The sequence below is a fragment of the Streptomyces sp. NPDC005820 genome (assembly GCF_040630255.1).
Taxonomy (GTDB): domain Bacteria; phylum Actinomycetota; class Actinomycetes; order Streptomycetales; family Streptomycetaceae; genus Streptomyces.
The window spans coordinates 81,091-100,385 of the sequence record NZ_JBEXXE010000005.1; the positions used below are offsets into that span (position 1 = coordinate 81,091).

Here is a 19,295-nt window from a genome sequence, read left to right on the forward strand (position 1 = left end):
GGGTGGCCGTCGTCTATTCCCCGCGGGCCGGTTGTGGCTTGTCGCGCAGTTCCCCGCACCCGGCCTACGACGTCACGACCCCCGCCGCTTCCCCGGTGGCGTTGCCCTTCGTCGCCGCCGCCGGGATCGGCTCGTCGTTCTTCAGGGCCGTCCAGACCTGCTGGGCCTTGTTCTCGAGGACGACGACCCGGTTGGGGTCGGCGGGGTCGTAGCGCACCGGCATGGTCACCATGTGCATGTTCGACGCGCTGATGCCCTTGAGGCCGTTCGCGAAGGACATCAGGGAGTTGACCGAGCCGAGGTCGGAGTCGGTGGTGACGGCCTTCGTCGCGGTGTCCGCGAGGTCGTAGAGCTTCTTCGGGCTGGTGAACAGACCGATGTGCTTGACCTGGGTGACCAGGGCCTTGATGAAGGCCTGCTGGAGCTGGATGCGGCCGAGGTCGGAGCCGTCGCCGACGCCGTGCCGGGTGCGGACCAGGCCGAGGGCCTGCTTGCCGTTCAGCGTGTGGGTGCCGGCCGCGAGCTTCAGATGGCTCTCGGAGTCGTCGATGGCCCGGGTGGTGGTCACCTCGACGCCGCCCAGCTCGTCGATCAGCTTCTCGAAGCCGGAGAAGTCGACCTCGAGGTAGTGGTCCATACGGATGCCGGTGATCGACTCGACGGTCTTCACGGCGCAGGCCGCGCCGCCCGTGGTGTACGCCGAGTTGAACATCACGCCGTTGGCCGCGTCGTGGTGGACGCCTTCGGTGTCGGTGCAGGCCGGGCGGTCGATGAGGGTGTCGCGCGGGACGGAGACCACACTGGCGCGCTCGTGGCCCTCGTACACATGGATGATCATCGCCGTGTCGGAGCGGGCGCTGCCGTCGTCGGTGCCGCCGCCGAGCTTCTTGTTGGCGCCGGAGCGGGTGTCCGAGCCGAGGACGAGGATGTTCTCCGAGCCGTTGTCGGCCTTGGTGGGCCGGTCGGTGCCGAGGGCCTGGTCGATGTCGACGCTCTTGATGTTGCCGTTGAGCTTGAAGTACAGATAGCCCGCGCCGGTGCCGCCCAGGGCGACGATGCCGGCGGCCGTCCACGCCATGATCAGCAGCCCCTTGCGCCGGCCCCGCTGTCTGCGGTGCCTCGGGCCGCTGTCGTTCCCACCCGTCGGGCCGGTCTCACCCGGTGTGCCGGGCTCCGGCGTGTGCTCGGCGGACATGTGCTCCTCTGTTCTCGTGCAGCCTCACCATCGTCGCCCCGCCTGGTCGGACGGGGAAACTCGGGACAGGGTTGCACGACGCTCTGTGCCCGATCAGTGGCTGAACGGGCCCAGAGCGTGTGGAGCGGAGCGGGGTGCGCCCCCGCTCACCTGCGCGTTCGGTCGAACTCAGCCGAACAGGTCGTACTGCTTGAAACTGGTACCGAGTGACACCCTTGTGGCAAAGATCTCGCTCGTGGCCTTTCCGGTGCCCTTGTACAGGTAGAGCGTGCCGCCGGGCGTACGGGCGAGGAAGTCGGCCTTGCCGTCGGCGTTGACGTCACCGACCGCGTCGAAGGCGTTGTACGTCGTGTTGCTCCACGTACGCACCTTGACGCGGGCCGAGAACGCGCCCGTGCCGGCCTTGCCGGTGCCCTTGTAGAGGTAGACCGCGCCGGTGCTCTTGTTGCGGGCGAGCAGGTCGGCCCTGCCGTCGTTGCTGAGGTCGCCGTGACCGCGGACGAAGTTGTACTGGTTCCAGCCGGTGGAGACCTTCACACGGGTGCCGAACTTGCCGTTGCCCTTGCCCGGGTAGATCCACAGCACGCCCGCGGAGTCCACGGACAGCAGGTCCGGCAGGCTGTCGCCGGTGACGTCACCGGGGACGACGACCGCGAGGCGGCTCTTCCAGTTGTCGCCGATCAGGGTGCTGGTCCAGGTCCCGCTGGAGAGCACGTAGTGCCGCCAGTACAGGTCGCCGTCGGAGGTGCGGCGCTGGACGAAGTCCGTGTAGCCGTCCCGGTCGAGGTCGGTCTGCAGGACCAGGTTCCAGGCGCTGTACGAGCCCCAGGACTGGCGGGAGGCCAGCGAGGTGCCCTTGGAGTCGATCTCGTAGGCGGTCTTCGTGGAGGAGTTGCGCACGAAGAGGTCGGCCCTGTGGTCACCGCTGAGGTTGGTGTCGTCGACGCGCGGGTAGGCGGCGGAGACGTACGAGGTGAGCTTGGTGAAGACGCTGTACGCGCCCGCCTCCACGCAGTCCCTCACGCCCCAGGACACGACGCCCACGATCTTGCCGCCGACGACCAGCGGGCCGCCGGAGTCGCCGTTGCAGGCGGAGGTGGTGCCGGTGTCGGAGCCGGTGGCGGGGTCGCCCGCGCAGACCATGTGGCCCGGGATGAAGTCGGAGCCGTAGTAGCCGGTGCAGGTTCCGTTCGACCGGATCTTCAGCTCGGCCGTCTTCAGGGTGTCGGAGATGTCCTCGCTGGTGGAGCTGGTCCGCCCCCAGCCGAAGACCTTCGCGACGGTGCCGGTCGCGTACGAGGCGGTGTCGGCGGCCGTCGTCATCGGGATCGGCGTCGCCTTGACCGGGTTCGGCAGGGTCAGGATGGCGAGGTCGTTGTCGATGGTGTTGTCGTCGTACGACGGGTGGTTCCACTGCCGCCAGACACCGCTGGCGGTGCCGCCGTGCAGGTCGACGCCGCCGCCCGCGGTCTCCGACAGCAGCTGCGCGGTGCCCGTGATGACGGCGCCGTGCGCCTTCCAGTTGTAGCCGGCGACGCAGTGCGCGGCGGTGAGGATCTTCGTCGGGGCGATGACCGCGCCCCCGCAGAAGAAGCCGATGTCGTCGCTGGTCGTGGTGGTGCCGCGGTCGTCGCCGTACCAGAGCTGCGCCATGTACGGGGCGGTGGTGATGGTCGTCGTCGAACCGCCGATGATCTTCGGGTCGACGGAGGTGGAACCGCTGCTCCTGCTCGCGCTCAGGGAGGACTTGGACGTCTCCCCCGCGGTGTCGTCACCGGCGAGCGCGGTCGACAGGCGTGCCTCGATCTCGGATGTCGACGGCGTGCTGCGGACGGGCGTCGGCGCCGCGGTGGCCGCCCCCGCCGACGTCGTCACGAACACACCGGCGACGGCGGCGGCCAGACCGGCGGCGGCGACGGGCAGCGCGATCCGTATCCGGCGTCTGTGCCGTCGGCTCCCGGACGTGGGTGTACCCACTCGAGTCCCCCCTAGGGATCAGAAGTCTGAGCTTCGGTCCCGGCTCGAACGGCCGACCGAAGGGCGCGATCGTAACAACGCCCACCGACAAGCCGAAGGGCCGCCCCCGGTTACGGGAGCGGCCCTTCATGAGGTGCCTGTACGGCGTGAAGTGTGACCTCAGTCGTTGTTGCCGGGCGACGGGGTCGTCTTCTGGATCTGCATCAGGAACTCGGCGTTCGACTTGGTCTGCTTCATCTTGTCGAGGAGCAGCTCGATCGCCTGCTGCTGGTCGAGCGCGTGCAGCACCCGGCGCAGCTTCCATACGATGCCCAGCTCCTCGGCGCCGAGCAGGATCTCCTCCTTGCGGGTGCCGGACGCGTCGACGTCCACCGCCGGGAAGATGCGCTTGTCGGCGAGCTTCCGGTCGAGCTTGAGCTCCATGTTGCCGGTGCCCTTGAACTCCTCGAAGATCACCTCGTCCATGCGGGACCCGGTGTCCACCAGGGCGGTGGCGAGGATGGTCAGCGAGCCGCCGTCCTCGATGTTGCGGGCCGCACCGAAGAAGCGCTTCGGCGGGTACAGGGCGGTCGAGTCGACACCACCGGACAGGATGCGGCCGGAGGCCGGGGCGGCGAGGTTGTACGCACGGCCCAGACGCGTGATCGAGTCGAGCAGCACGACCACGTCGTGGCCCAGCTCCACCAGGCGCTTGGCGCGCTCGATGGCGAGCTCGGCGACCGTGGTGTGGTCCTCGGCCGGACGGTCGAAGGTCGAGGAGATGACCTCGCCCTTGACCGACCGCTGCATGTCGGTGACCTCTTCCGGACGCTCGTCGACCAGGACGACCATCAGGTGGCACTCGGGGTTGTTGTGCGTGATCGCGTTGGCGATCGCCTGCATGATCATGGTCTTGCCGGTCTTCGGCGGGGCCACGATCAGACCGCGCTGGCCCTTACCGATCGGCGACACGAGGTCGATGATGCGGGTGGTCAGCACGCCCGGGTCCGTCTCCAGACGGAGGCGGTCCTGCGGGTAGAGCGGGGTCAGCTTGTTGAACTCCGGGCGGCCGCGGCCGTGTTCGGGCGCCATGCCGTTGACGGAGTCCAGACGGACCAACGCGTTGAACTTCTCGCGCCGCTCGCCTTCCTTGGGCTGACGGACCGCGCCGGTGATGTGGTCGCCCTTGCGCAGGCCGTTCTTGCGGACCTGGGCGAGGGAGACGTACACGTCGTTCGGGCCGGGCAGGTAGCCGGAGGTCCGGATGAACGCGTAGTTGTCGAGGATGTCGAGGATGCCCGCGACGGGGATCAGGACGTCGTCGTCGGCGAGCTGCGGCTCGGCCGTGCCGATCTCGTCGCGTCCACGACGGCCGCGGCGGTCGCGGTAGCGGCCGCGACGGCCACGACGGCCGTCACCGAACTCGTCGTCGTCCTGCGGACCGACGTTGCGGTCCTGACGGCTCTGCTGCTGGGTCTGCTGGCCGCGCTGCTGCTGGCCGCCCTGCTGGTCGTCGCCCTTGCCACGGCGGTCGCCGCGGTCCCCGCGGTCACCGCGGTCCCGGCCGCGGTCACCACGGTCGCCGCGGTCGGGACGGTCGCCCCGCTCACGGCGGCCCTGGCGGCGGCCGTCGGCCTCGCCGGCCTCGAGGGTGCGGGCCTCGGCCTGCGGCTGCGCGGGCGTCTCGGCCTTGGGCTCGGCCTTGGCCTCGGCGACGACGGTCTCGGCGCCGGTGGCCGTCGGGCTGCCCGCCTCGGCGGTGGCGCGGCGACGGCGGCGCTCGACGGGAGCGTCGTTGCTGGCCGGCTGGCCGGGGATCTCGATCTGCTGCTGGGCCACGGCCTTGTCGGCGGGGGCCTCGGCCTTGGGGGCGGCGTCCGCCTTCTTCTCGGCGGCGTCCTCGCCCGTGCGCGCCTTGGCGGCGACGCGGCGCTTGGGCTTGGTCTCGGCGGCCGGGGCGTCGGCCTTCGCCGGGGCGGAGCCTCCGGCGGCCTGCGCCTCCTTGATGACCTCGATCAGCTGGCTCTTGCGCATCCGCGCGGTGCCCCTGATGCCGAGGCCGGATGCGACCTGCTGGAGCTCGGCCAGCACCATGCCCTCGAGGCCGGTACCGCGGCGCCGCCGGGAGCCGGCACCGGTGGCAGGCGCGGAGGCGTCCGTGGCGGGCGCGGCAGCGGTCTCCTCGACACGTGCGCCCATCAGATCGGTGGTGTCGCTCACGAAGGGTCCTTCCCTGGAGCGGACGTCGGCCTGTCTGGCTCGGCGACCGGTTGTGCTGTCCGACTTCGGTCCTTGCTCTGGCGAAGCCGGGGCGGTGGTCCGCCACAACGGCGGAAGAGAGATTTGCTGGTGATGGCGCTTCCCCGACGAACCGTGACACCCAGTGTCACGTGGCGTGGTAGCACCGATTCCGGAGCGTGCCCTGCAGACCGCTCAGCGCCGGTGTACGGCGTACTGCCCAGATACGACGTACGGAACGCAGTGCGGCTTGGGGAGCTCCCGGAAGAATGTCTGTCCCTGACGGGGACACGAAGCACCTCGCCATGGTGGGGTCGGGTGCAGACTTGAGGTTAACACTACCGGATCCAACAAACATTCCCCCTCTCGAAATCCGGCAACCGTGCACTAAATGTCGCCGGAGTGCGTTTCACCAGCGGGAGCGAGCGGCAGAACACTCGCCCCTTGCAAATCCAGGGCCAGCCGGTTCGCGGCCCAGTCCGCGCCCGCCAGAGCCTCGACCTTGTCGGCCGTTCCCGCGTCGGCGAGCGCCATCACGGTCGGCCCCGCGCCGGAGATCACCGCGGGGATCCCGTCGGCGCGCAGCCGCTCCACCAGGGCGGCGCTCTCCGGCATCGCGGGGGCGCGGTACTCCTGGTGCAGTCGGTCCTCGGTGGCGGGCAGCAGCAGCTCGGGGCGCCGGGTGAGGGCCTCGACGAGCAGCGCCGCACGGCCCGCGTTGGCGGCGGCGTCGACGTGCGGGACGGAGCGCGGAAGCAGACCGCGCGCCGTTTCGGTCAGTACCGGCTTTCCGGGCACGAAAACCACCGGAACGATGGAATCGGCGGGCTCCATCCTGATCGCCCGCGCGGCGCCCGCCTCCATCCAGGACAGGGTGAATCCACCGAGCAGACAGGCGGCGACGTTGTCGGGGTGGCCCTCGATCTCGGTGGCGAGCTCGAGCAGACCCGCGTCGTCGAGCCGGGACTCGCCGCCTATGGTCACCGCGCGCGCGGCGACGATGCCGGCGCAGATCGCGGCGGAGGAGGAGCCGAGGCCCCGGCCGTGCGGGATGCGGTTGGCGCAGACGATCTCCAGTCCGCGCGGCTGACCGCCGAGGACGTCGAAGGCGGTGCGCAGGGACCGTACGAGGAGGTGCTTCTCGTCACGCGGCAGGGTCTCGCTGCCCTCGCCGGCGATGTCGATGTGCAGTCCGGAGTCGGCCACCCGGACGACGACGTCGTCGTAGAGCCCCAGCGAGAGGCCCAGAGCGTCGAAGCCGGGGCCGAGGTTGGCGCTGGTGGCGGGGACGCGCACCCGGACGGGGGCGGCGCGGAAGGCGGGACCGGCCATCTCTCGATGACTCTCCTTGAGCTGCGTGACTGTCGAATGACCTGCGATGGATACGGATGACCTGCGATGGATACGTGACGACCCTGGGGCCGCGAGAGCGACACGGCGCTGCGGCATATGCGGCGGGCGGGTTCAGTACAGCCTATCGAAGGAAGGTTCTGCGGCGACATAGGGCGCACAGGAGGCGCACGATGCGTGTCGTAAGCCCCCTGTGCACCCCTGTCGGGGTTAACCCTGCGGGGATGTTCTACGCGAGACCCAGGCGCGCCGCAGCCGCCGCCGCGTCGACCGGGACGACCACCGGGCGCGGGGCGCCCTCGGTGGCCCAGCCCGGGTCCTTGAGGCCGTTGCCGGTGACCGTGCAGACGATCCGCTGCCCCGGGTCGACGTCACCGCGCTCGGCGGCCTTCAGCAGACCGGCCACCGACGCGGCGGACGCGGGCTCCACGAAGACACCCTCCTGCGCGGCCAACAGCCGGTAGGCGCGCAGGATCTCACGGTCCGTCACCTCGTCGATGATGCCGCCCGACTCGTCCCGCGCGGCCAGCGCGTACTGCCAGGACGCCGGGTTGCCGATGCGGATCGCGGTGGCGAGGGTGGAGGGGTCCTTGACGACCTCGCCGCGCACGATGGGCGCCGAGCCGGAGGCCTGGAAGCCCCACATCCGGGGCGTCTTCGAGGCGATGCCGTCGCCGGCGTACTCCTTGTAGCCCTTCCAGTACGCGGTGATGTTGCCCGCGTTGCCGACCGGCAGGACATGGATGTCCGGGGCGTCGCCCAGCATGTCCACGATCTCGAAGGCGGCGGTCTTCTGCCCCTCGATCCGCACCGGGTTGACCGAATTGACCAGCGCGACGGGGTAGTTGTCGCTCAACTGACGGGCGAGCGTGAGGCAGTCGTCGAAGTTGCCGTCGACCTGGAGGATCTGCGCGCCGTGGACGAGGGCCTGCCCCATCTTGCCGAGCGCGATCTTGCCCTGCGGCACGAGCACGGCGGAGACCATGCCCGCGCGGACGGCGTAGGCGGCGGCCGAGGCGGAGGTGTTGCCCGTGGAGGCACAGATGACCGCCTTGGCGCCCTCCTCCTTGGCCTTGCTGATGGCCATGGTCATCCCGCGGTCCTTGAAGGACCCGGTCGGGTTGGCGCCCTCCACCTTGAGGTGGACCTCGCAGCCCGTGCGCTCGGAGAGCACCTGCGCGGGCACGAGAGGCGTGCCGCCCTCGCGGAGCGTCACAACGGGAGTGCTGTCGGACACCGGCAGCCGATCCCGGTATTCCTCGATGATTCCGCGCCACTGGTGTGTCATTGCTGGTTACTCTCCTTCAACCCGCATGATGCTGGCGACACCCCGCACGGTGTCGAGCTTGCGCAGCGCCTCGACGGTCCCGGTGAGGGAGGCGTCGGACGCGCGGTGGGTGACGACGACGAGGGAGGCCTCGCCGTCCTTGCCCTGTTGACGAACGGTATCGATCGACACGCCGTGCTCGGCGAAGACGGTGGCCACCTGAGCGAGCACGCCCGGCTTGTCGGCCACGTCCAGGCTGATGTGGTACCGGGTGACGACGTCACCCATCGGCGACACGGGCAGGGCGGCGTACGCCGACTCGCCGGGCCCCGTTGCCCCGCTGAGCCGGTTGCGGCAGACGGCGACCAGGTCGCCGAGCACGGCGGAGGCGGTGGGGGCACCGCCGGCGCCGGGGCCGTAGAACATCAGCTGGCCGGCCGCGTCGGACTCCACGAACACGGCGTTGTACGCGCCGCGCACGGAGGCGAGCGGATGGGTCAGCGGAATCATGGCGGGGTGCACGCGCGCGGTGACGGAGCCTCCGTCGGCGGCCCGCTCGCAGATGGCGAGCAGCTTGATGGTGCAGCCCATGTTCTTGGCGGAGGCGAAGTCGGCCGCGGTGACCTCGGTCATCCCCTCGCGGTAGACGTCGTCGAGCCGCACGCGCGTGTGGAAGGCGATCCCGGCGAGGATGGCGGCCTTGGCGGCGGCGTCGAAGGCCTCCACGTCGGCGGTGGGGTCGGCCTCCGCGTACCCGAGGGCGGTGGCCTCGTCGAGGGCCTCCTGGTAGCCGGCTCCGGTGCTGTCCATCTTGTCGAGGATGAAGTTGGTCGTCCCGTTGACGATGCCCATCACCCGGTTGATCTTGTCCCCGGCAAGGGACTCCCGCAGCGGCCGGATGAGAGGAATGGCCCCGGCGACGGCGGCCTCGTAGTACAGATCCTTGCCGTGCTCGTCGGCGACGGCGTGCAGCGCGGCCCCGTCCTGGGCCAGCAGCGCCTTGTTGGCGGAGACGACGGAGGCGCCGTGCGCGAAGGCGGTGGTGATGAGCGTCCGCGCGGGCTCGATCCCGCCGATCACCTCCACGACGACGTCGATGTCCCCGCGTTTGACGAGGGCGGTGGCGTCGGTGGTGACGAGGGCCGGGTCGATGCCGTCGCGCACCTTCGAGGGCCGCCGCACGGCGACCCCCGCGAGTTCCACCGGGGCGCCGATCCTCTGGGCGAGGTCGTCGGCGTGCGTCGTCATGATGCGCGCCACCTCTGAGCCGACCACTCCACAGCCCAGCAGCGCCACCTTCAGCGGACGCGTACGCATCATCCGACCTCGTTTCCTCATACCGTCTACGGTTGGACCAGTCTCACTCACCGGACCGGCGTTTCTGCCCCTGGTCCGGATCGTGAGACATGTATTTCATTTTCACAGGGGCGGCAGACAGAAGATTCTCCCGCCCGTCTGTTTTTCGTTCCTCTTCGGCCTGTCCCTCACCCGACATCGAGCCGCAGGAGGTCCTCCTCCGTCTCCCGCCGGACGATGACCCGCGAATCCCCGTCGGTCACGGCGACCACCGGCGGCCGAGGCACATGGTTGTAATTGCTCGCCATGGACCGGCAGTAAGCACCCGTCGCCGGTACGGCGATCAGGTCACCCGGTGCCAGGTCCGACGGCAGGAACGCGTCCTTGACCACGATGTCCCCGCTCTCGCAGTGCTTGCCGACGACCCGCGCGAGCATCGGCGCGGCATCGGAGGTCCGGGACACGAGAGCGACGCTGTACTCGGCGTCGTAGAGCGCGGTGCGGATGTTGTCCGACATCCCGCCGTCCACGGAGACGTACGTCCGCAGCCCGTCGAGCGGCTTGATGGTGCCGACCTCGTAGAGCGTGAAGGCGGTGGGCCCGACGATCGCCCGCCCGGGCTCCACCGAGATACGCGGCGTCCGCAGCCGCGCGGCCTCGCACTCCCGCGTGACGATCTCGGTCAGCGCCTTGGCGATCTCGTGCGGCTCGCGCGGGTCGTCGGCGCTGGTGTAGGCGATACCGAGGCCACCGCCCAGATCGATCTCGGGCAGCTCGACGCCGTGCTCGTCCCGGACGTCCTTGAGCAGCCCGACGACCCGGTGCGCGGCGACCTCGAACCCGGACATGTCGAAGATCTGCGAGCCGATGTGGCTGTGAATGCCGATGAGCTCGATCCCGTCGAGCTTCAGCGCCCGCCGCACGGCCTCGGCGGCCTGGCCCCCGGCCAGCGGAATCCCGAACTTCTGGTCCTCGTGGGCGGTGGCGATGAACTCATGGGTGTGCGCCTCCACCCCCACGGTGATACGGATCTGCACCCGCTGCCGCTTGCCGAGCGACTGCGCGATGTGGGCGACCCGCACGATCTCCTGGAAGGAGTCGAGCACGATCCGCCCGACGCCGGCGCGCACCGCCCGATCGATCTCCTCGGCCGACTTGTTGTTGCCGTGGAAGGCGATGCGATCGGCGGGCATCCCGGCGGACAGCGCGGTGGCCAGCTCACCCCCCGAACAGACGTCGAGGTTGAGCCCCTCCTCGTGCAGCCACCGCACGACGGCCCGCGACAGGAAGGCCTTGCCGGCGTAGAACACGTCGGCGTCGCTGCCGAACGCGGCGCGCCACGCACGGGCGCGCGCCCGGAAGTCGGTCTCGTCGAGGATGTAGGCGGGGGTCCCGTGCTCCTCGGCAAGACGCTTGACGTCGACGCCCCCGACGGTGACGACCCCGTCCGCGTCCCGCCCGACGGTCTGCGCCCAGACCTTCGGGTCGAGGGCGTTGAGGTCACTGGGCGGCGCGGAGTAGTGCCCCTCGGGAAGGACATCGGCGTGACGGGGCCCGGCGGGGTGGGCGGAACGGCTCATGTTCTGACTGGCTCTCTAGAGGTGATCGGGTGCGTCGATGCCGAGCAGGGACAGACCGCCGGCCAGCACCGTCCCGGCGGCTTCGGCGAGCGCGAGCCGGGCACGGTGGGCGGCCGAGGGTTTCTCCTCGCCGAGCGGCAGCACGGCGGGCAGCAGAGGCAGCGTGGCGTCGGCGAGCGCGACGAGATGCCGGGCCAGCCGGGAGGGAGTGGCGACGCCCTCCGCGCGGGGGAGCGCGGCGACGGTGGCGAGGACACGGGGATGGTCGGCGAGGAGCGAAAGAAGAGGCAGCGGCGCCGGGAGGTGCCCCGGTACGTCCACGGGGCCCGGCTCGGCGGTGAATCCGAGGTCGGCGGCGTTACGGCCGAGGGCCCGGGTGCGGGCGTGGGCGTAACGGACCCGGAAGAGGGGGTTGCTCTCGCGCTGGACCAGATGATCGGCGGTGATGCGCGGACGGTCGTGGGGGGCGGGGTGGAGCAGCGCCCAGCACGCGGCGTCGAGACCGAGGGGGGTGGGGTCTTCGGGGGCGGGGTGGGGGCGGAGCTCGTGGCCGGAGGAGGGACCGCGGGTGTCGCCGGGATTGCCGACGCTCCTGGGGTGGTCATGGCCGTCCCCGGGCGCACGGTGATGGGTGGCGACGCGCCCGCCCTGCGAGGCGACGATCCGCGCCAGGGCGTCGGCGAGAACCTCGGCCCGGACCTCGAACGGCACGCGCAGCTCGTACACCTGCCCGGCGAGGCTGTCGCCGTGCCCGTACCGAAGTCCCTCCGCGCGAATCCGCCGGACGAGCGCGGTGGCGGCGGCCTGCTGATCGAGGCTGATGTTGAGGAAGCCGGGCCCGGTGATCTCGACGCGGGTGATGCCGTCGGCGTCGGACAGATGGGTCCGCAGCACCTCGGCGACCCGCAGAGCGGGCTGCCCGGCGGGGCGGGCCAGTTGCAGCGCGATGTTCGTGGCATAGTCCCCGGCCCCTCCGGGCCCCGGCGGAGCGACGACGACCCGCGCCGGAACGGCCACGCTCAGCTCTCCGGCGTCGACGGCACGACGTACCGCGTGCAGCACGGTGCGGGAGAGCTCGACGGGGGTCACGGGACAAGCGTATGGGAGGAGGGGGGTGGGTAGGCGAGCCGGTTTGGGGAGGTCCCGGGATGTGGACGGCGGGCAGGACGCTGCGAGGCAAAAGGAACCTGGTCGGCTGACTCCCCCTGACTCCCCTTACTCCGAGCCGGGCCCTCCACTCCCCTGCCCGGCCCCGAGGGAGGTCCCGAGCCCGAACCCCATTCCCACCCCACCGCCAGGGCTGTCCTCCCGCCGCTTCCCCTCCAGCAACTGCCGTACGACGCTGACGAGTTCATTGGGTTCGAAGGGCTTGGCGAGGAAGGCGTCGACGCCGACTTCGAGGCCGGCCTCGACCTCGTACGGGGTACACGCGCTGATGATCGCGAGGGGAAGATCACGCGTCCGCGAATCGGAACGCAGCCGAGCGGCGGTCCGAAGGCCGTCCAGGCGGGGCATGACGACATCCAGCGTGACGACGTCGGGACGCACCTGATGAACGACTTCCAGACACTCGGCACCATCGGAGGCGGTCACGACCTCGAGACCCTCAAGCTCGAGATTGACCCTGATCAGCTGCCGGATGACCTTGTTGTCGTCCACAACAAGCACCCGACCCGACGCGCCTGGCACACCTCGAGAGTAGGTCGACACCGGCCACCGCGTCCGGGTTTTCCCCACTTCCACCCCCTGCGGGCGACACCCACCCCTCCCCGCCCCCCTAAACCCGTTCATGAACACCCCACCGAAGCTGGTAGTGTTCTACCCGTCGCCGCGAGCAAACAGCTCCCGCCCGACACGCCCCCGTAGCTCAGGGGATAGAGCAACGGCCTCCGGAGCCGTGTGCGCAGGTTCGAATCCTGCCGGGGGCACCCTTCATACGGTGCCCAAAGACCCCGTCACCAGCGGAAACGCTGAGGCCGGGGTCTTCGCGTATGTGCAGGCAGATGCAGCCCGGAGCGGGCGTATGTCGGGGTCTGTGGACGAGGCGTGGACGGGATCTTGGGGCATAGCCGCAGGTCGCCGACTGCTTTCCGACGACAGCTCGACTGGCACGCCCCCGGTCGTGAAGTCTGCGGCACCCGACTGCTTAGATCGCCGACATGACGGACTGGTCGCAGCTCAAGCACGCCTACGGCACGGCAGAAGACGTCCCCGGTCTGCTCGACAGGGTGAGCCAAGCCCCGAACGACTCAGACTGGACCGAGCTCTGGTCCCGCCTGTGCCATCAGGGCACCGTCTACTCGGCAAGCCATGCCGCCTTGCCGGCCCTACGAGACATGGCGCGCCAGTGGTGGCCTGCGGACAGACAGCAACCACTCTTGCTGGCCGGCGCCATCGCGGCCAGCACCGACCAGCCATACGGCGAGCAAGATCCTCACGTGGCCTACGCCGCGGAGATGTCCGACCTGCTGCAACTGACTGAGGAAGCTCTTCGGGATCCGAGCCTCAGCGATGACCCCGGAACTTACGTCTACTTGCTCGCCGCACTCCTCGGATTCGAAGATGTCCCGGTCTGGGGCGAACAACTCGACGGCCTGAACGACGACGAGTACGAAGTGCCCTGCCCCGCGTGTAGCGCCGAGAACTTCATAGCCTTCGGTGAGTACGGCTTCTTCTCGACTACGGACAGCATGTACATGAAGGAGACCGCGGCAAAGAAGATCCCTCTTCAGCCCGCAGACTCCTCAGCGCTGGAGGGGCTTGCCCAAAGACTGCACAGTCGCGCGCTCGCCGACAACCAGGCCGATGTCGCGGGCAAGTTGACTTATCTTTTCGGCAAGGCGCAATGCGCCGAGTGCGACGCTGTCTTCAGCGTCGCGGATGCCGTTGCAACCCGCTGGGACGGGTGAACCGCTTCCGGCAGGGATGACTGACCCCCCGCTGAGACGGACTGCCTCAGGCCTGGCTCCAGGCCTGTCGATGGCGGGCGACGCTGTACACCTGCTCGACCTGCTCGGCCGTCAGCACCCCGGAGAGCGGCGCCAGCGCCGCCACCTGACGCTCCTGGTACACGCGCACGCTGAGCTGTGTGGCAACCACCTTCAGATCGGTCACGCCGACGAAGACGAGCACGGGCTCCACCGGTACGGGGAAGCCGCAGTAGTGCTCAAGCACTCGGGCCACTCGCTTGGCCTCTGCCCGGCTCTTGCGTGCGTAGGGCGCCGGCTTTCCGTGGTCGACCCTCACGGAATCGTCGCCGACCCATACGGCCCTTCTGTGGTGGTGCTTTGTGTTGATGCTGAACACCCCGCCCGGCCCAATCAGCAAGTGATCGACATCCACCTTGTCAGCCAGGGGAAGGGAATGCAGGACCTGCCAGCCATGGCGTGCCAGACGGGCCAGCTCGGCGCCCACCCTCTTCTCCCCCGCTAGTCCCTTGCGCCAGGAGTCCCACTCTGTGCGACGACGCAAGAGCTGTGAGACGAGCCGCTCAATCAGACCCACCCCGGATTTGTCGAGCAGGTCCCGGAGGGACTCACCAGGGCGGTTGGTGGACAGGTCGTCGGCCGACGTCAAAGGCGGCAGCATGGGGCGCGTTTCAGCCTCAGGTGCCCCCTGCGGCATAACCGACTCGGAGTCGTTCCATAAGTGGCGTGTCAGCACGGCAATCACGTCGTCGCGATACTCGGCGAACAGGACCGTAATGTGCCCTGTCCTGACGTCCGCCCAGCCGACCGCGGTGCCATCCGGTAGGTTCGCGTACAGACGATCCTGTCCGTACCGCTTCCAGCGCGTCACCCTCAGCTCCACGGGCCCCCCTCGTCCGCTCTCGGCTCGAAGCATCGCAGCAGGTAGCGCTCAAAACGAGAGAGGCCCCGGACAAGATGCCCGGGGCCTCGGTGGGGTGCAGGGTGTCTCACTCGTACTCGCGCAGAAGGTCCTCGATACGCCGGTTGGCGACGTCCTGCCGTCCGTCGAGGCACTTCGCGTAGCGGGTCAGCAGCACCTCGACGCTGTTGCCGGCGCGCTCGGCGACCTCAGTCGGGTCGACGCCGGCGTTGAGCCACGTGGACAGTGCGGAGTGACGGAGGTCGTACGGCCGACTCGCGAGCGGCGAGGAGGCGGCGGCCGGCGGGAGCGCGAGGAGCCGGGCCTCCTGCCACACGCGGTAGTACGTCGAGGACGGAACGACCGAGCCCTTCTCGCTGAAGAAGAGCCGCCCGTCGTCCGCTGTACCGAAGGTGGCCAGGTGCTCACGCAACATGGCGACGAGGTGAGGCGGAATAGGTACCCGCCGGACGTCCTCGGTCGGTCGGTTCTTCAGCCCGCGGTCGTCGTGGGTCTCCCCAGAATCGGTCCACTGCTTGCCGACCGACGGGCGCGTTCGGTGAAGCACCGCCGAGCCCCAGCCCTGTTCGGGGAGGTTCAGGTCCGTCTCCGCGAGGCCGACGGCTTCAGCCGGCCGAAGGCCACCAAAATACATCGCGGCGAACAGACCCACGAGACGACGGCCGCGGGCACGCCGATACCCGCCCACATAGGAGACGGCTGCCAGGAGGCTGCGAGCCTGCTCCGGGTTGGCAACGACGCGCGGGTCCACCTGATTGGACACCTTCGGTTTCTGCCAGCGAACCGCTGTGATGGGGTTCTCGCGCAGCTCCCCCAGGTCAACCGCATAGTTAGCGGCGTTGACCAGCGTCCGACGCTTGCGCCGCACGGTCTCTGCCGCCGCCGCTGTGCCGTCGAGCTTGAGCTTCAGCGAATCGAGAACCGCGCGGGCCGTGGCGGGCTCAGCAAGATCGGCGAGCGGCCGAGAGGCCTTGGACACCCAGTGGAGAACGTTCTGTACGTCGTCCGGCACTTCCCGATCGTCGGGCCCCGGCAAGACGAAGGCCCAGTTGCGCAGCGCTCTGCGGATCACCTCATCGGACGGCCGTCCGGCACGCTCGTCGAGGAGCTCCAGCGTCACGCTGGTAAGGGATTCATTGATGCCGTCCCTCGTATTGGGGGCGGCATGGGGCCACTTCATGGCCAGGTACCTGAGGGCGAAGGCGTACCAGGACACGGCCGACTTCTTCTCTTCCATCGAGGCCGGAAGGCCCGACTCGGTGTCGAACTCTTCACCGTCGCGCATGGCTCGCATGAGCTTCGTGCGGTAGTGGTCGGCGAGCGCCTTGGTCCGGAATGACTCCGAGCGCACGTTGCCGGCAACGGACCAGCGGACACCGTATGAGGGCGTTTTGGTGTCCCGCTTGCGAACCGCCCAGACCTTCACGTCAAGGGACTTCACGCCGCTGCCTCCAGCTGTCGAAGCCATGTGGTGAAGTCGCTACGCCATACCCGGAGCTCTCCGTTGGGCAGCTTGAACGCGGCCGGCCCGTACCCCAGCTCCCGCCAGCGGTAGAAGGTGCGGCGAGAGACGCCGCCCAGCTCGTCCAAGACCTGGCGAACGGTCATCAGCTCGTCGCGACGGGCGTCCATGTCGGTTCTCCTTCCGTTCCGGGGGCGGGTTCGAGGGATGCGGACAGCCAGGCTTCGGCGCGGGAGAGGCCGGTTCCGGCGAAGACCCAGTGCGAGAGGACGAGGGTCGTTTCCGTCGGCTCTGGCTCTCCCACCGGGGCGACCTGTGCGCGTCGCCAGTCGGCGCGGGCGGTGCGGAGCGCGCCGAGGGTGGTGGAGTAGCGCCGGGACTTGGTGGAGAAGTGGCCGCGGAAGCCGAGCATGTGCGCCCAGGCCCGAAGACGGAGCTCGGCGAGCGCGGGGCGTGCGCCGAGGGTCCAGGCGACGCGGATCATGCGTCGGGCGTGGTCGGAGATGCGTGCTTGGGCGAGCTCGGCTAGGAACTTGAGGGGGCGGTCGAGGGTGCCGGTCGCTGTCTCGGCACCTTTGGTTGCGTACTTCGCGATGTACGAGGCGACGGCTCGTTCAGTCAGCTCCTGGCCGTCGTCGAAGTCGGCGGATCGGATGGTGCGGACGTCGAGTTGGCGGCCGAAGGCGAAGGTGTGTGCGCGGCCGTTGATGGTCGGGCCGTCGACGCGGGCGGCGGTGGCTGCGGCCTGGATGGCGTCCGTCAGGAGCTCTGCCGTCGCCCAGGTGGGCGGTGCCATGTCGCCGCCTTCCGGGCCGTCGAGGCGGATGACGGCGTGGAAGTGGACGGCTCCGCGCTTCTGGTATTCGGCGACCTTGGCGAAGGAGATCCGGGCGTGGTGGCGGAAGGAGCGTTGGGTGAGACCGGCGCGCTTGGCGACCTCCCGGCGGAGGTAGATCGAGAAGCGCCGCCAGAGGTGCCCGGCGTGGGCGTTCCAGAGGACGGCCGCTTCGTAGTCGTACCGGTCCGGGTCGAGGGGCGTGCCTAACCTGCTGTCATTCTCGGCGTGCCGGGTACCGCAACGGCAGGGGCGTCCGTCGGTGCGGCGGTTGTGGACCGGGCCGAAGCCAGGGGCGGTAAAGGTGGCGAAGACGCGCGGGTGTGTGGCGACCTGGTCCGAGGTGCCTTTGCCGCCGCGCAGTCCGGCGGTGATCAGGTGGTAGGTGTCGCGGCGGTAGGTCTCGGCACAGGCAGGGCAGCGGGTCGCGCGGCGGTTGTTGCAGCGGACGAGGAGTTGGCCGGCCGGGAGGGCGGTCGAGTCGAGGTGGTGCAGGGTGCGGCCGATCTCGCCGGTTGTCGTGTCGACGGCGTATTCGGTGCGGTGGCCGTCGAGGCGGACAGGGTGGGTGCAGCCGCCCAGGCCGGAGAGTTGGCGGGCCAGCTCAGGCATGGTGCCGAGAGAGGCCAGCATGGAGAGTTCCGCCAGCGGGGGCGGAGTCTGCCGGGTGATGATGGGGGTTCCTTTCGGCTGTTTCTGCGGTTGGGAGGGACGGCCCCGGGGCGGCGGGATGCTTGGCGGCGTTTGCCGCCCCGGCGGCCGGTCAGCGCCTGTTGGCGTTGTTGAGCAGGGAGCGCAGGACCACGGCGGCGATGGCCACGGAGATGGCCGTGAGGGCGACGGCCGCCAGGAGTGCGGTGAGGACGACTCCGCCGACCAGGACGGCGGCGACCGGGCCCGCGTAGGGGCTGAGCGAGCGGCCGGCCGTGGGCGCCGGGTAGTGGTGCTGCGGCTGGTGGGTCAGGGCCGACGGCGGAACAGGAACGTCGGGCAGCTTGGGGCGGAACATGGCGTAGCTCCTTTCAGCGGTTGTCGCCGTTGACGACGCCGACCCCTGAGCGGGTGCCGGACTCGATGGCGGGGGCGAGGAAGGTGTGGGAGAGCCAGAAGCCGAACAGGGCGATCACGACGGCGACCCACATGCGGACGCCCAGGAACTTGATCGCGGCCCAGGCAACGACGCCCAGGACGAAGACGAGCGGGAGGGAGACGGTCACCGGTTCTCCTCAGCGGACGCGGCAGCGGTGGGTGCGGGCGGCGAGTTCGGCGGCGGCGCGGGTGTCGTAGTCGTTGGAGAAGTCGCAGCGCGGGGCGGTGCACACGGCGGTGTGTTTCTCGCGGCCGCGGCCGTCGTAGGCGGTGCCGACCTGGACGGGTCCGATGCGGACGACGTTGCGGAAGCGGCGGTTGGCGGGCATCAGGGCAGCTCCTTCGGGTCGTTGTGGTTCTCGCCGGTGAAGTCGGCGGCGTGGTCGGCGAGCCAGCGCAAGATCTCGTCGCCCTCGTAGGTGTCGGCGGTGAGGATCACGGGCTCTGCGATGAGCACGGCTTCGGTGAGGCGGTTCTGACGTGTCAGCTCGGCAGCACGCTTGAGCGCGCGGAGCGTGGACGGACGCAAGGCGGAAAGTCCTCCGGAGTCAGGTGAGTTGGGTGGCGATGGCTTCGGCGAGCGGTAGCGGGACGCCGAGACGGGTGCGAAGGGTTGGGGTGTCGATGTGCGTCCCGGTCCGGGTCCGGTGGTCGTCGGCGACCTTGCGGGCGAGGGCGATAAGCGCGGGCGGGACCGGGGCGGCGGCCGGCGGTGCGGACGGCTGCGGGTTGGCGGTGGGCAGCTCAGGTGCGGTGTACATGACCGGCGGCGCGGGTGCCTCGTCCTGGTCGGGTACCGGCACCTGGTCGCGGTCCGGGGTGTCGTGGGCGAGGAGGGTTCCGCCGAGGAAGGCGACGGCGGGCCATCCGGCGACGAGGATGCGCAGCCAGGCGGGGACGTCGCCGAGGCCGAGGAGCCCGGCGGTGGCGATGTTGGCCCCGAGTGACGCGGCCAGGGCGACGGTGAACCAGCACCAGCCCGAGGCTTTCGCCGTCCCGGAGCGCAGCCGTCGCCAGGCCGCGACGAGGAGCAGGTCAACGCTGATCGGGTAGGCCCACGCCTTCCAGCCGTCCTGTCCGGCCGCCGCGGCGAGGTCGTGCAGGTGGGCGAAGGAGAGCGCGGCGGCGATGGCCGCTTGGACCAGGACCGGGTCGACTCGGATCCGGTGGGTGCGCAT

The 19,295-nt window shown here is 69.9% G+C and carries 19 protein-coding genes and 1 tRNA gene; 2 read left to right on the top strand and 18 right to left on the bottom strand.

Going from position 1 to position 19,295, the window contains the following annotated elements; genetic code table 11:
* Positions 1-64: 64 nt before the first annotated feature.
* The 9 genes from ABZ464_RS07815 to ABZ464_RS07855 form a co-directional block, all read right to left on the bottom strand.
* On the bottom strand, positions 65-1,195 hold the full coding sequence (locus ABZ464_RS07815; RefSeq protein WP_359272466.1) for an LCP family protein: 1,131 nt from the start codon (positions 1,193-1,195) through the stop codon (positions 65-67).
* A gap of 168 nt (positions 1,196-1,363) precedes the next feature.
* Positions 1,364-3,172 carry a trypsin-like serine protease gene (locus ABZ464_RS07820; protein WP_359272469.1) on the bottom strand — a complete coding sequence of 603 codons (1,809 nt, stop codon included), beginning with the start codon at positions 3,170-3,172 and terminating at the stop codon, positions 1,364-1,366.
* A gap of 159 nt (positions 3,173-3,331) precedes the next feature.
* Positions 3,332-5,371, bottom strand: coding sequence for a transcription termination factor Rho (gene rho, locus ABZ464_RS07825; RefSeq protein WP_359272472.1), 2,040 nt, complete (start codon positions 5,369-5,371; stop codon positions 3,332-3,334).
* A 405-nt stretch (positions 5,372-5,776) separates the two neighbouring features.
* Complete coding sequence (thrB, locus tag ABZ464_RS07830) at positions 5,777-6,721, bottom strand: homoserine kinase (RefSeq protein ID WP_133917170.1); 945 nt, start codon at positions 6,719-6,721, stop codon at positions 5,777-5,779.
* Positions 6,722-6,968: 247 nt separating this feature from the next.
* Entirely contained in the window at positions 6,969-8,027 is a 1,059-nt protein-coding gene (gene thrC, locus ABZ464_RS07835; protein WP_359272475.1) for a threonine synthase, read from the bottom strand.
* A 6-nt stretch (positions 8,028-8,033) separates the two neighbouring features.
* Entirely contained in the window at positions 8,034-9,326 is a 1,293-nt protein-coding gene (locus ABZ464_RS07840) for a homoserine dehydrogenase (RefSeq protein WP_359272478.1), read from the bottom strand.
* Positions 9,327-9,490: 164 nt separating this feature from the next.
* A complete protein-coding gene (gene lysA / locus ABZ464_RS07845; protein ID WP_359272481.1) occupies positions 9,491-10,882 on the bottom strand; it encodes a diaminopimelate decarboxylase in 1,392 nt (463 codons plus the stop codon).
* Positions 10,883-10,897: 15 nt separating this feature from the next.
* The gene (gene nrtL, locus ABZ464_RS07850) at positions 10,898-11,971 is read right to left on the bottom strand and encodes an ArgS-related anticodon-binding protein NrtL (protein WP_359272484.1); all 1,074 of its coding nucleotides are present in this window, start codon (positions 11,969-11,971) and stop codon (positions 10,898-10,900) included.
* Positions 11,972-12,097: 126 nt separating this feature from the next.
* Positions 12,098-12,673 carry a response regulator gene (locus tag ABZ464_RS07855; protein ID WP_359272991.1) on the bottom strand — a complete coding sequence of 192 codons (576 nt, stop codon included), beginning with the start codon at positions 12,671-12,673 and terminating at the stop codon, positions 12,098-12,100.
* Between the two features lie 65 nt (positions 12,674-12,738).
* Here ABZ464_RS07855 and ABZ464_RS07860 point away from each other — a divergent pair.
* A tRNA-Arg gene (locus ABZ464_RS07860) sits at positions 12,739-12,810 on the top strand.
* Positions 12,811-13,041: 231 nt separating this feature from the next.
* A complete protein-coding gene (locus ABZ464_RS07865; RefSeq protein WP_359272487.1) occupies positions 13,042-13,791 on the top strand; it encodes a hypothetical protein in 750 nt (249 codons plus the stop codon).
* 46 nt (positions 13,792-13,837) lie between these two features.
* Here ABZ464_RS07865 and ABZ464_RS07870 read toward each other — a convergent pair whose 3' ends face one another.
* From ABZ464_RS07870 to ABZ464_RS07910, 9 genes are all read right to left on the bottom strand, one after another.
* Positions 13,838-14,725 (bottom strand): nuclease-related domain-containing protein, encoded by an 888-nt coding sequence (locus tag ABZ464_RS07870; RefSeq protein WP_359272489.1) that lies wholly within the window; start codon positions 14,723-14,725, stop codon positions 13,838-13,840.
* Between the two features lie 73 nt (positions 14,726-14,798).
* A complete protein-coding gene (locus tag ABZ464_RS07875; protein ID WP_359272492.1) occupies positions 14,799-16,172 on the bottom strand; it encodes a tyrosine-type recombinase/integrase in 1,374 nt (457 codons plus the stop codon).
* Complete coding sequence (locus ABZ464_RS07880; RefSeq protein WP_132888890.1) at positions 16,169-16,363, bottom strand: helix-turn-helix domain-containing protein; 195 nt, start codon at positions 16,361-16,363, stop codon at positions 16,169-16,171. Before ABZ464_RS07880 ends, ABZ464_RS07875 begins: the two co-directional genes overlap by 4 nt.
* Positions 16,339-17,661, bottom strand: coding sequence for a replication initiator (locus ABZ464_RS07885; protein WP_359272495.1), 1,323 nt, complete (start codon positions 17,659-17,661; stop codon positions 16,339-16,341). The genes ABZ464_RS07880 and ABZ464_RS07885 overlap by 25 nt, the downstream gene beginning before the upstream one ends.
* A gap of 130 nt (positions 17,662-17,791) precedes the next feature.
* A complete protein-coding gene (locus tag ABZ464_RS07890; protein ID WP_359272498.1) occupies positions 17,792-18,037 on the bottom strand; it encodes a SpdD protein in 246 nt (81 codons plus the stop codon).
* A 13-nt stretch (positions 18,038-18,050) separates the two neighbouring features.
* Positions 18,051-18,245 (bottom strand): hypothetical protein, encoded by a 195-nt coding sequence (locus ABZ464_RS07895; protein ID WP_266799517.1) that lies wholly within the window; start codon positions 18,243-18,245, stop codon positions 18,051-18,053.
* Positions 18,246-18,254: 9 nt separating this feature from the next.
* Complete coding sequence (locus ABZ464_RS07900) at positions 18,255-18,446, bottom strand: mobile element transfer protein (protein WP_079660807.1); 192 nt, start codon at positions 18,444-18,446, stop codon at positions 18,255-18,257.
* A complete protein-coding gene (locus ABZ464_RS07905) occupies positions 18,446-18,646 on the bottom strand; it encodes a hypothetical protein (RefSeq protein WP_359272502.1) in 201 nt (66 codons plus the stop codon). Before ABZ464_RS07905 ends, ABZ464_RS07900 begins: the two co-directional genes overlap by 1 nt.
* Positions 18,647-18,665: 19 nt before the next feature.
* The gene (locus ABZ464_RS07910; protein ID WP_359272504.1) at positions 18,666-19,295 is read right to left on the bottom strand and encodes a DUF2637 domain-containing protein; all 630 of its coding nucleotides are present in this window, start codon (positions 19,293-19,295) and stop codon (positions 18,666-18,668) included.